The following is a 12,317-nucleotide window of genomic DNA, read 5'->3' as shown; positions in this document are numbered from 1 at the left end:
TTTCGTTGTTTTGTTTAGCGCCATGAGTCTTCCTACGTTTACCTCCCTAGTCACGCTTCCCCACTACGTAGTGCTGGATGCTACCGGCCCCGACGCCCTGTCGTTTCTGCAAGGTCAGTTCAGCAATGATCTGCAAACCTTGGGAAACACACAAGCCAGCTTTGGTGTGTACTGCGCAGCTAACGGCCGTATGTTGGCCTCGGCACTGTTGTGGCAAAACGATGCCCAAACCATCAGTCTATTAGTGCACCAAAGCCTCGCAGAGTTTCTGCTTAAACGCCTGCGTATGTTTGTACTGCGCGCTAAAGTAACATTGAGCCAACGCGATGCAACGGTATACGGCGCCTACGCTGAAACCGCTACAAGCCTTGAGAACACGTTTGAGGTTTTGCACCCCGATGACCGTACTGTATTGGTGCAAGCACCATCCAGCCATGAAACACCACGCTGGTGGATGATCACTAGCACCACTACAGCCGAGCCAGTAGACGATAGTACCGAGGCACAGCAGCGCTGGGAGGCACAAACATTGCAACAAGGTGTTGCTCATATAGAGCAAGCTACCCAAGACTTGTTTATTCCTCAAACCCTGAATATGGAACTGATTAACGCCATCAGTTTTAGCAAAGGCTGTTTCCCTGGGCAAGAAGTAGTAGCTCGAAGCCATTACCGTGGCACTATTCGCCGTCGGAGCGCTCTATTCAGTATTGCCGTCACCTCAGAGCTTGATACTAATGCGCTGACACCTGCTCAAGATATTTTCGGTACAGATGCCGATAACCAACCCATAGGCCGCATCGTTAACAGTGCGCTGATGAATGGTCGTTACTATTTGCTGGCCGAGGTACTGCTAGATGAGTGGAGTAGTGAACAAAGCTATCACCTGCAGCACAGTAATGGACCGCAGTTACAGCGTGAGCCATTGCCTTATGACATTACCCAACAACGGGATAACAAGCGCCCTAAGCTCTAAGCCAAGAATGTGGCATCAAGCATGCACTACTCTATAACGCAAAAACCCAGCCTAGGCTGGGTTTTTATATACATCACAAACAGGCCACTAGCCTTCTGCCTAAGTGTATTGGCTAAAACTAATCTGGCAAGCTTAATGCTAATGCAGGGGATTCCCACGCAGGCTGCCAGTACTGACGCACGTCATGCTCCAAAGGCTGCCACTGCGGGTTTTTATCTTTATCAATCAGCAAAGCACGCACACCTTCTTTAAAGTCGCCATGCGCACAACACTGTATAGCTACCCATAAATCACGGCCCAGAGTTTGCGCAATGTTTTTACTACGATTTTGCTGCACCAATGCCAAGCTAATCGTACGCGACAGCATTGATCCTTTGCTACCCAAAGCCAAGCCCTGCTCAAACCATGGCGATTTCTGCTGCGATATTAGCTCTTCTGCATCCTGAAAAAAGCTTTCTACTGATACTGGATTTGCCAGTTTACGTAGCACATCATAGTTCTGCCATACTGCCGACTCCTCGAACTGGTAAGGCGTACTCAAACTACGCAAAGCAGCATTCAAGGCTAACGTAGGATTACCCAAATCCGTGGGTAATAAGCTAGGCAGGATTTCTACGATTTTCTTGGCATCCAAATCTTGTATATACCAATCAGCCAAGCCCAAAAACCCACAATCTTGCGCGGTAATGCTACTACCGGTAAGCGTTAGGAACTCACCCACACCACCCGCCAAACGCCCTAACAGGTAGGTACCCGCCACATCAGGGAACAAGCCTATACCCACTTCAGGCATGGCATAACGTGTAGTGGGGAAAACCACGCGATGACTAGCCCCCATAAAAAGGCCCACACCACCGCCCATGACTACACCCTGCCCCAATGCTACGACTGGCTTCGTGTAGTAATGCAGCAAGTGATTTACGCTGTATTCAGCGCGGAAAAACTGATAGGCGTAGTGATCGCCATTTTGTGCTACATCAGGATGCTCAGTTAACGAACGGTAGATGGACACAATATCGCCACCAGCACAAAAAGCACGTTCGCCTTCGCCTCGCATAACCACAAAGGCAATTCGATCATCATGTTGCCAAGCCAACAACTGCTTGCTTAGCAACTCTGCCATTTCTAGATTGGTACTGTTTAAGGCCTGCGGCCTGTTTAAAACCAATTCACCAAAAGCATGCTTGCCATCACCCAAGTCATGCGTAAACGTTAATAACGGCATATCAATTCTTTCTGGAACTGTGCAACAACATACTTGCTGCGGCACTCAATGATTTTTTACCTTGTTTCTCGGCAAGACTACGTGCTTTGTGCTCAGCGCGTCGTCGCCTGGAATCTGTGGGATCGAAGCTAAGTTCTCTGTAGAACTCTAGCCTATCGCCGTCTTGCAGTACTTGCGTGCCACTCACTAGCTCACCGAAAATGCCATACGGCAGCCCCTGAAGTTCGGGGCACTCTTCTTGCCAAGCAACGTTAGCGAGCACATCCTCTACCGTAGAGCCCTCTGCTACCTGTACTATTTTCTTCCATTGGCGCTCAGGCGCCAAATACAACAGTTCTACCGTAATCATCATCGCAGCGTGTGTATCAGTCATACAAATCGTGTGCTCTGCGAGTAAAAGAATCAATGAAGCTATTCGCCACACGATTAAAAATAGGGCCTACTACCATTTCTAAGGTACGGCTGGAAAACGCGTAGTCCATCACGTAATTCACCTTACAGCCATCTTCGCCCAATGCAATAAACTCCCATACGCCAGTAAGCTCCGAGAACGGGCCATCCACCAAACTCAATTGGATACGATTGGGATAATCATGCTTGTTACGCGTGCTGAAAGTATGCTTTAGACCAGCAATACTGATGGTTACCGAGGCTTCCATCCCATGCTCATCTTGCTGTTTAACCTCTGTACCACCACACCATGGCATGAACTCTGGATAGCGTGCTACATCCGCAACCAGATCAAACATTTGAGAACAAGTGAAGGGAACCAAGACAGAACGTTTTACTGTATGCATCGAACAAGGGATAATAAGAGAATAATACTGATTAAATCATTCAAGGTTGGACCATAACTACATGAGCATCGTCGACAATCGTAAAGCAAGACACGATTACTTCATCGAAGAAACCTATGAAGCCGGACTGGTACTGCAGGGCTGGGAAGTGAAAGCCATTCGCGCCGGCCATATTCAGCTTGCAGAAAGCTACATTATCATCCGCAATGCAGAACTTTGGGTAATCGGCATGCATATCAGCCCCTTACCTACAGTGTCGACCCATATTGTCCCCGACGCTACACGTACACGCAAACTTTTATTAAAAGAGGAAGAAATCAGCAAGCTAATCGGGCGCGTAGAACAGCGCGGTTACGCACTGATTCCTCTGAACTTACACTTTACGCGTGGGCGCATCAAAATGGATGTGGGCTTGGGTAAAGGTAAAAAGCACCACGATAAACGTGATGCTTCGCGTGATCGTGACTGGGCGCGTGAACAAGAGCGTTTAATGAAGCACGACACCCGTCGTCGCCGTACTGAGCAGGACTGATTCTCGCAGTCCTGCCTCTGGTTTAATGCAGTTTGACGCGCGGCGCAGAGCGTTTTAACAACAACCTACCCAACGCCATCGATGCCGTGCGCAGCACACCCAAAATAGCCATGTGATGCATCAAGTGCAGACTCATATACATGGTTCTGGCTACCAAGCCTTCCACAAACCAGCTACGGCCCTGCAAAACTCCCATTAGGCTGCCTACGCCCTTGCTGTGCCCCACCGAGACCAACGACCCATAGTCCTTGTAGTCAAAGGCTTCGGTGTGCGCTGGAAGCCCCTTAAGCTGCTTCGCTAATACCTTAATGAGGTAAGCGGCTTGTTGGTGAGCCACCTGCGCCCTTGCAGGTAAATACTGGCCAGCTTCTTCCCCCCATGGGGCTTGAGCACAATCCCCCAATGCATAGATATACGGGTCTGCTGTTTGCAGATGATCGTTCACCACCAGTTGGTTAATGCGATTTACCTCTAAGCCCAGCTCTGTCAGGAAAGCAGGCGCTTTAATCCCTGCCGCCCACACGCATAAATCAGCCGGGTACTCTGTGCCATTAGTGTCCTGCAGAAAACCTTTACGCACCTCACTAACGCGCACGCTAGTATGTACTGTGACACCACGCTTTTGCAGCAGTTGTGTGGCGCGTAATGACACTTTAGGTGGCAGCGCCGCCAACACACGATCAGCGCCTTCAATCAGCGTGATATGTAATGATCTAGCTTGGTCTAAGGTGTGTGTGCCGTAGGCCTGCAAACTGGCATTGGCCTCCATTAGCTCTGCCGCTAACTCTACCCCTGTAGCTCCACCACCTACGATAGCAATTTCTAAGGGGCCAACGTCGTCATCGGCACTTTTCACACGAGAAGATTTAGTCAATTCATACAGCAGACGCATACGAAAACGTTCTGCTTGATGTGTGGAATCCAGTGCAATGGCAAACTCTTCCGCACCTGGCGTATTGAAGAAATTAGATTTGCTTCCTACTGCCATCACTAGCACACCATACTCAACCGTGCGTGCAGGCAACATCTCTTCGCCTTCAGCATTACGTACCGCTTGAAGCGAAATGGTTTTATTCTCTTTATCTAGCGCGTGCATGCGCCCCGGTACAAACGTAAACCCGTTATCACGCGCCAGCATGAAATACGACAAGCCTTCACGGTGAATATCTAGCGTACCGGCTGCCACCTCGTGCAACGAGGGCTTCCAAATATGCTCATCCATCTTGTCTATTAAATACACTTTTTCCGGGCCAAAGCGACGTCCTAATTTAGCCGCTAACTCAAGCCCACCTGCCCCACCACCAACTACGACTACTGGCGCGATTTTGTTCATCGTTCACCCTTTAAAAGTACACCATCACTCACTCATCTAGCTGTGTCATCACTAGCATAATCTATCTTTTCTACTCAACGATTACATCGTATCAGCATAGTGCTCATATGTTTTTTACCGTTGCACAGACAAACATTCTTTACTTTAACAAACTACCTTACAGCCTACCGTGTATTCAGCATCGTCATAACTCGCCACAATCTGTAGGCATAAAAAAAGAGCCTCATAAAGAGGCTCTTTTTAACGGGATAGATACACCCTAGAAACGCTTTTGCTAATTACTTAGCCAAACGCTGCCATGTATCAACCACAGTATCAGGGTTCAGCGACAAGGATTGGATACCTTCGTCACGCAACCACTCAGCCAAGTCTGGGTGATCGCTAGGACCTTGACCACAAATACCTACGTATTTGCCTGCTTTGTTGCACGCTTGAATAGCACGGCTCAGCATGAATTTCACTGCAGCATCGCGCTCGTCGAAGTCAGCAGCCAACAGTTCCATACCGGAGTCACGGTCCAGACCCAGAGTCAACTGAGTCATGTCGTTAGAACCGATGGAGAAACCATCAAAGTACTGCAGGAACTCGTCAGCCAAGATAGCGTTAGAAGGCACTTCACACATCATAATGACGCGCAAACCGTTCTTACCACGTTCCAAACCGTTAGCAGCCAACATGTTCACTACACGCTCTGCTTGAGACAGTGTACGTACGAATGGCACCATGATTTCCACGTTGGTCAGGCCCATTTCATCACGTACTTTCTTCAGTGCTTCACACTCCATGCGGAAACACTCTTCGAAGTCGTCAGAGATGTAACGTGCTGCACCACGGAAGCCCAACATTGGGTTCTCTTCCTCTGGCTCGTAACGGGAACCACCAACCAATTTGCGATATTCGTTGGATTTGAAATCGGACAAACGTACGATCACTGGTTTTGGATAGAAAGCAGCGCCCAATGTCGCTACACCTTCAGCCAATTTTTCAACGAAGAAAGCACGTGGGCTAGCGTAACCACGCGCAGCAGATTCAACTGCTTTTTTCAGCTCGCTGTCTACATTGGGGTAATCCAACACAGCTTTAGGGTGAATCGCGATGTTGTTATTGATGATGAACTCTAGACGAGCCAGGCCAATACCAGCATTAGGAATCTGAGCGAAGTCAAAAGCCAATTGTGGGTTACCCACGTTCATCATGACTTTCAAGCCCACTTCAGGCATTTCACCCCAGCGTACTTCTTCAATCTGTGTTTCCAGCAAACCGTCGTAAATACGGCCTTCGTCGCCTTCTGCACACGATACAGTCACTTCTTGACCTGCTTTCAGCACGTCAGTCGCGTTGCCACAACCCACTACCGCAGGAATACCCAATTCACGCGCAATAATCGCAGCGTGACATGTACGGCCACCACGGTTTGTTACGATAGCAGAAGCCAACTTCATCACAGGTTCCCAGTTAGGGTCTGTCATGTCGGTAACCAAGATATCGCCGGCTTTAACTTGATCCATTTCGCTGGCATCGCCAACCAAACGCACCGTACCCGAACCAATTTTCTGACCAATAGCACGGCCAGTTACTAGTACGTCACCAGTTGCTTTCAAGCTGTAGCGCTCTTGTACATCGTTTGCGCTTTGCTGAGACTTAACGGTTTCTGGACGAGCTTGCAGAATGTAAATTTTGCCATCAATACCATCACGGCCCCACTCAACGTCCATTGGGCGTTGGTAGTGTTTTTCGATGATGGTGGCGTATTTTGCCAATTCAATTACTTCGTCGTCGCTCAGGGAGTAACGGTTACGCTCGTTCACAGGTACATCAACGGTACGTACGGACTCACCGCTTTCACGCAGTGGATCGAATTCCATTTTCAACAGTTTGGAACCGATACGACGGCTAATGATAGGGTAGTGACCCGCAGCCAAGGATGGTTTGAACACGTAGAATTCGTCAGGGTTCACAGCACCCTGCACAACGGTTTCGCCCAAGCCGTAGGATGAAGTGATAAACACTACATCTTGGAAACCAGACTCGGTATCGATGGTGAACATCACACCAGCGCTGCCCTTGTCAGAGCGCACCATACGTTGGATACCCGCAGACAATGCCACTTCAGCGTGAGCAAAGCCTTTGTGTACACGGTAAGAAATCGCACGGTCGTTGTACAAGGAAGCAAATACCAAGTGGATTTTTTCCAGTACGTCGTCCATACCTACCACGTTCAGGTAGCTTTCTTGCTGACCAGCGAAAGACGCGTCAGGCAAGTCTTCTGCCGTAGCGGAAGAACGCACAGCGAAAGAGCCTTTACCGTCTGCATCCAACTTAGCGAAAGCATCGCGGATTTGCTGTTCCAGTTCTGCTGGGAAAGGTGTTTCGATGATCCATTTACGGATTTCCGCACCAGCTACTGCTAGTTCACGTACATCGTCAGCATCCAATTTGCTCAGACGGTCAGCAATACGCTGATCCAAACCATCGGCTTTCAGGAACACACGGAAGGCTTCCGCTGTGGTCGCGAAACCGCCTGGCACGCGCACCCCAGCACCAGCCAACTGGCTAATCATTTCCCCTAGGGAGGCGTTTTTGCCCCCTACGGTGTCCACATCCGTCATACGGAGTGTTTCAAATGGCAAAACATAAGACATAAAAGTCACCTTAATAGTAAAAAAGCGTGTTTGCTTAATGTGCTGCACCGCAGCGCGCACTAAGCAAACTTGCCTTGCTCGGATTTGAGGTCACTGTTAATCTCTGGAATTGTACCTTTTAATAGGCTTTTGTGTGCCCTTTTAGTTATGACATCGTCACTGATCAAACGTACCGTTTTTATAGTTTCGGATAGCACTGGTATCACAGCAGAAACCTTCGGGCATTCCGTCCTCTCCCAGTTCGACCAGTTCAATTTCGAGGCGGTGCGTATGCCTTTCATTGACACCATCGAAAAGGCTCAGGATGTCGCTGAACGCATTAATCGCTGTGCCGAAGAGAAGAATGTGAAGCCCTTGGTGTTTAGCACCTTGGTAGACCCTAAAATGGCCAAAATCGTGGGTGCATCCAACTGCACTTTCTTAGATTTATTCGGTTCATTTTTGCGCCACATTGAGCGTGCTCTGGGTGTGAAATCCAGCCGTTCCGTTGGCCGCTCTCACAGCAATGGACTGTCTAAACAATACAACAACCGTATCGAAGCCATTAACTTCACATTGGCACACGACGACGGACAATATGTACAGGGTTTAGAACAGGCTGATGTGATCTTGGTTGGCGTATCCCGTTGCGGTAAAACACCTACCAGTTTGTACTTGGCCATGCAGTACGCCGTTAAGGCCGCCAACTACCCTCTTATCCCTGAAGACTTCGAGCGCGACACGTTGCCTGCTACGCTGGCTCCTTACCGCAACAAACTGTTTGGTTTGTCTATTCAACCTGAACGCTTGGCCGAAGTACGTAACGAACGCCGCCCCAACAGCAAATACGCGTCCATACAACAATGCATTGATGAAGTAGCTGATGCTGAACGTATGATGCGCATGGAAGCCATCCCCTGGCTATCTACCACCAGTCGTTCTATTGAGGAAATTTCCAGCAAAATCCTGGAAGAGATCGGCCTTAACCGCCGTATGTTGTACTAAGGCTTTTAGCCTTGCAGATGCTGGCGGCGTTGCTCAAACAGACAAATAGCCGCCGCAACTGCCACATTCAATGACTCCACAGCCGCTTCCTGCGGTATGAATACCTGATGGCGTGATTGCGCCACCAAGTCAGGATGCACTCCTCTACCTTCATTGCCAAACAACCACGCCCCTTCTTTGGCAATCTCCAAAGCAAATAGCGACTGAGCCTTATCACTTAGCATCGTTGTATATACAGGCACCTCGGCATTTTTCAACAATGCCTGCAAGTCTTGGTTTTCGTGAATGGCTAACGCGAAATGTGCGCCTTGCCCACTACGCAAGCTTTTTTGCGACCATGCATCAGCACAACCCACTGACAAAAACACATCGCCTATGCCAGCAGCCGCCGCCGTGCGCAACAACGTACCCAAATTACCGGGATCTTGCACTCTATCCAACAACAATGCCGCTTTCTTCAGCACAGGTTGCGCAGGCACTACTGGGCGTTGCACTACAAATGCTATGCCCTGCCCTTGCTCTACGCTAGAGAGGCCTTTCATGAGGCTAGAACTCAGCATCAGTTGCTGACGTATAGGCACCGCATCCACTAAACGTTGCACCGAGTCTGAAAGCGGTTCGCGCTCCGCATCTACCACTACCATTTCAGGCGTGCCGTAATGTTGCAACCAGCTTTGGCACAGGTTGGGACCTTCCAGCCACAAGACAGGTAGATCGCCCTCAGCAGGACGTTTACCTTCCACCACGCGTTGCAAACGTTTATAGGTAGGATTCTGGCGCGACTCAATAATCATGATGATGCTTTATCGTTTAATGCCCGCTGCACCGGAGCAAAACTACGTCGGTGTTCAGGACATGGCCCGTGCTCACGCAACAACTCGCTATGCAGCGCTGTACCGTAGCCTTTATGTTGATCAAATGCATACTGGGGGTAACGCTCATGCATCTGCAAACACGCGGCATCACGCGCCGTTTTAGCCAGAATAGACGCTGCAGAGATAGCTTGTACTTGGCTATCGCCCTTGATCACCGCACGTGCAGGAGCGTTTAAGCCCTCAGGTACACGATTACCATCAATCAAGATCAGTTCAGGTTGTGCCGGCAGTGCTTCACACGCACGACGCATGGCCAGCATAGTGGCCTGCAAAATATTGATCTCATCAATTTCTTCACGGCTAGCGCTACTAATGCTCCACGCTAAGGCTTGCTCTCGAATAAGCTCGGCCAAATAGTCGCGTTTTTTAGCGGTGAGTTTTTTAGAATCTGTTAGCCCGTCTATAGGACGATTCGGATCTAGGATAACAGCGGCAGCAAAAACTGGACCAGCTAATGGCCCACGCCCTGCTTCATCTACCCCTGCTACCAACGACCCTGACTGCAATAGCTGCGATAAATCAGCGTTCACGTGCCACCTGCATAATCACTTCAGCCGCCAGTTTTGGCGTGTCTAAGCGCAATACTTCATGTAAATGCTGGAATTTCTGCTCTACGCCTTGGCGCCATGAGCTATCATTCAACGCTTTTTCACATGCTTTGGCCAATTTTTCGGGTTCTGCATCATCTTGCAGCAACTCAGGAACCACAAAATCTTGGCTCAAGATATTAGGTAACCCTATCCAATCAAGCAACGGTTTCTCTTGGCCTGACTGCCACGCCATGAGTCGTTTCATCATGGGAGTCAACACGTAAGAAATCACCATGGGTTTCTTATACAGTGCCGCTTCCAACGTTGCTGTTCCACTGGCCACCAACAGAGCATCACTGGCTTCCATCACATCCCACGCCACAGGCTTACTACCGCCGTCTTGCAGTAACGTAGGTGCTTGTGTGTCTGCCGTGACAATGCGCAGATTGTCTACGGGATTATCACGTAGGATTTCTAGAAACTGCTGATGTCTAGCCTCATTCACTACCGGCACAATCACATGCAAAGTAGGGTCGTCTTTTTGCAACCGCTGTACGGTTTGCAGAAAACGAGGGGCCAACTGCATAATTTCTGATTTTCTACTGCCTGGTAGTACCCCAAGAATTTTCACATCCTCAGGAATATTCAATCGTTGCCGCGCCGCTTTCTGGTCTGGAACCAAAGGAATATTTTGCGCCAACGGATGACCAACATACGTAACTGGTATGCCCTCTTTCTGGTAGATTTCAACCTCGAAAGGGAATAACACCAGCATATGGGATACGGCTTTACGAATGGTATGAATACGTTCGTAGCGCCACGCCCAAATAGACGGGCTCACGAACTGCACAGTTGCAATACCTGCTTTACGCAGATCTGATTCCATGCGTAAGTTGAAATCAGGCGCATCAATGCCTACGAACACATCCGGCCGTTGTTTCAGCCAGCGTCGTCGCACACCGTAATACGTATTGAGTAATCGAGGCAGGCTTTTTAAGGCATCCACATAACCGAACACCGATAAGGCGTCCATGGGATACCAAGCATTAAACCCTGCCGCAGTCATTTCAGGACCGCCAATACCGTTAAACACGGCATTGGGATCCTCGTGTTGCAACCCTCGCTGAATACGCGAGGCCAGCAGGTCACCAGAAGGCTCCCCTGCTACCATCCCAATATTCAGGCCGCTCATGGGCGAACGATACCTCGATGTGACTGCTCCAAGAAGTCAACCATAATGGCTGTTTCTGGCGTTTGATCTAAGGCCTTTATTTGCGCTAACGCTTCTTCTACTTTGAGATCACGGCGATACAGCAACTTGTAGAGATTTTTAACATTGGACACAGCCGCTGCATCAAAACCTCGGCGGTTCAGGCCCTCAGAGTTCACCCCCACAGGGCGGAACGGATCACCCGCACCAATCACATAAGGAGGTACATCCTGACGTATGGAGCTAGTGCCACCAATCATGCAATGCGCACCAATACGTACGAACTGATGTATGGCAGTCAGCCCGCCAATAATGGCCCAATCACCCACATGAATATGACCCGCAAACTGGACACTGTTTGCAATCACGGTATGACTGGCGATCTGGCAGTCGTGTGCAATATGCACATACGCCATGATCCAGTTATCGTCGCCCACACGAGTCACGCCTACGTCTTGGGTAGTACCGGTGTTGATGGTCACATACTCACGTATGGTATTGCCATCACCGATTTCCAAGCGTGTAGGTTCACCCGCATATTTTTTGTCTTGAGGCATCCCACCAATAGAGCAAAAACGGTAAAAATTATTGTTTTTACCTATAGTGGTATGACCGTCGATAACACAGTGTGAACCCACCACTGTGCCGGCGCCGATTTCTACGTTTTCACCAATAATGCTGTATGCACCTACTTGAACGTCATCTGCAAGACGCGCTCCAGGTGCAATGATTGCGGTAGGATGTATTAGACTCATTGGTCGTCTTTTTCCAAAATACGGATGGCACACATCAACTTAGCTTCGGCCACGACTTGACCCTCTACCAAGGTTCTTGCTGTGTATTTACACATAGTGCGGCTGATGCGGTCTGCAGTCACTTCCAAACGCAGCTGATCGCCTGGCACAACAGGTTTACGGAAACGTGCGCCATCCACACCTACCAAGTAGTAAGCGATTTTTTGGCTGGCTGGATTAATTTCCGGATGCCCTTCAAAAGAAAACAGAGCAGCTGCTTGCGCCATTGCTTCGATAATCAGCACGCCAGGCATAACTGGATGATGTGGGAAATGGCCAGTAAAGAAAGGCTCATTCAGTGTGACGTTTTTGATAGCCACAATGCTTTTGCCCGGCACCATTTCTAACACTCGGTCTACCAGCAGCATCGGGTAACGATGCGGTAGACGTTCCATAATTTGTTTAATATCCAGTTCCATGAC

At 49.3% G+C, this 12,317-nt stretch carries 13 protein-coding genes; 3 read left to right on the top strand and 10 right to left on the bottom strand.

Annotation, left to right across the window (positions count from 1 at the left end):
- Nucleotides 1-22: 22 nt before the first annotated feature.
- Nucleotides 23-973 (top strand): CAF17-like 4Fe-4S cluster assembly/insertion protein YgfZ, encoded by a 951-nt coding sequence (ygfZ, locus tag ACLO87_RS07575; RefSeq protein WP_430223256.1) that lies wholly within the window; start codon nucleotides 23-25, stop codon nucleotides 971-973.
- 118 nt (nucleotides 974-1,091) lie between these two features.
- Here the strand turns inward: ygfZ and ACLO87_RS07570 are convergent, their stop codons facing one another.
- The 3 genes from ACLO87_RS07570 to ACLO87_RS07560 are packed head-to-tail and all read right to left on the bottom strand — an operon-like array spanning nucleotide 1,092 to nucleotide 2,995.
- Nucleotides 1,092-2,198: an enoyl-CoA hydratase/isomerase family protein gene (locus tag ACLO87_RS07570; RefSeq protein WP_430223255.1), complete on the bottom strand. Its 1,107-nt coding sequence runs from the start codon at nucleotides 2,196-2,198 to the stop codon at nucleotides 1,092-1,094.
- A 1-nt stretch (nucleotide 2,199) separates the two neighbouring features.
- Entirely contained in the window at nucleotides 2,200-2,571 is a 372-nt protein-coding gene (locus tag ACLO87_RS07565; RefSeq protein WP_430223254.1) for an RnfH family protein, read from the bottom strand.
- Nucleotides 2,564-2,995 carry a type II toxin-antitoxin system RatA family toxin gene (locus ACLO87_RS07560; protein ID WP_135862942.1) on the bottom strand — a complete coding sequence of 144 codons (432 nt, stop codon included), beginning with the start codon at nucleotides 2,993-2,995 and terminating at the stop codon, nucleotides 2,564-2,566. The genes ACLO87_RS07565 and ACLO87_RS07560 overlap by 8 nt, the downstream gene beginning before the upstream one ends.
- A gap of 61 nt (nucleotides 2,996-3,056) precedes the next feature.
- On the opposite strand from ACLO87_RS07560, the gene smpB reads away from it, so the two are divergent.
- Nucleotides 3,057-3,527, top strand: a complete 471-nt coding sequence (gene smpB, locus ACLO87_RS07555) for an SsrA-binding protein SmpB (protein ID WP_135862944.1) — start codon at nucleotides 3,057-3,059, stop codon at nucleotides 3,525-3,527.
- A 22-nt stretch (nucleotides 3,528-3,549) separates the two neighbouring features.
- On the opposite strand, the gene ACLO87_RS07550 is transcribed toward smpB, so the two are convergent.
- Both ACLO87_RS07550 and ppsA read right to left on the bottom strand, forming a co-directional pair.
- Entirely contained in the window at nucleotides 3,550-4,860 is a 1,311-nt protein-coding gene (locus ACLO87_RS07550; RefSeq protein WP_430223253.1) for an NAD(P)/FAD-dependent oxidoreductase, read from the bottom strand.
- 278 nt (nucleotides 4,861-5,138) lie between these two features.
- Nucleotides 5,139-7,502, bottom strand: coding sequence for a phosphoenolpyruvate synthase (gene ppsA / locus ACLO87_RS07545; protein WP_135862948.1), 2,364 nt, complete (start codon nucleotides 7,500-7,502; stop codon nucleotides 5,139-5,141).
- 147 nt (nucleotides 7,503-7,649) lie between these two features.
- On the opposite strand from ppsA, the gene ppsR reads away from it, so the two are divergent.
- Entirely contained in the window at nucleotides 7,650-8,486 is an 837-nt protein-coding gene (gene ppsR / locus ACLO87_RS07540) for a posphoenolpyruvate synthetase regulatory kinase/phosphorylase PpsR (protein ID WP_135862950.1), read from the top strand.
- Between the two features lie 5 nt (nucleotides 8,487-8,491).
- On the opposite strand, the gene ACLO87_RS07535 is transcribed toward ppsR, so the two are convergent.
- The 5 genes from ACLO87_RS07535 to fabZ are packed head-to-tail and all read right to left on the bottom strand — an operon-like array spanning nucleotide 8,492 to nucleotide 12,314.
- Nucleotides 8,492-9,280, bottom strand: coding sequence for a TrmH family RNA methyltransferase (locus ACLO87_RS07535; RefSeq protein ID WP_430223252.1), 789 nt, complete (start codon nucleotides 9,278-9,280; stop codon nucleotides 8,492-8,494).
- Nucleotides 9,277-9,891 carry a ribonuclease HII gene (gene rnhB / locus ACLO87_RS07530; protein WP_135862953.1) on the bottom strand — a complete coding sequence of 205 codons (615 nt, stop codon included), beginning with the start codon at nucleotides 9,889-9,891 and terminating at the stop codon, nucleotides 9,277-9,279. The genes ACLO87_RS07535 and rnhB overlap by 4 nt, the downstream gene beginning before the upstream one ends.
- Entirely contained in the window at nucleotides 9,881-11,083 is a 1,203-nt protein-coding gene (gene lpxB / locus ACLO87_RS07525) for a lipid-A-disaccharide synthase (protein ID WP_430223251.1), read from the bottom strand. Before lpxB ends, rnhB begins: the two co-directional genes overlap by 11 nt.
- On the bottom strand, nucleotides 11,080-11,856 hold the full coding sequence (gene lpxA, locus ACLO87_RS07520) for an acyl-ACP--UDP-N-acetylglucosamine O-acyltransferase (RefSeq protein ID WP_430223250.1): 777 nt from the start codon (nucleotides 11,854-11,856) through the stop codon (nucleotides 11,080-11,082). Before lpxA ends, lpxB begins: the two co-directional genes overlap by 4 nt.
- Nucleotides 11,853-12,314, bottom strand: coding sequence for a 3-hydroxyacyl-ACP dehydratase FabZ (gene fabZ / locus ACLO87_RS07515; RefSeq protein ID WP_135862957.1), 462 nt, complete (start codon nucleotides 12,312-12,314; stop codon nucleotides 11,853-11,855). Before fabZ ends, lpxA begins: the two co-directional genes overlap by 4 nt.
- Nucleotides 12,315-12,317: the final 3 nt, after the last annotated feature.

Source organism: Paenalcaligenes sp. Me52, from assembly GCF_050487965.1.
Lineage (GTDB): Bacteria > Pseudomonadota > Gammaproteobacteria > Burkholderiales > Burkholderiaceae_B > Paenalcaligenes.
The sequence above is the reverse complement of the archived record's forward strand: the minus strand, read 5'-3'. Positions and strand labels throughout refer to the sequence as shown.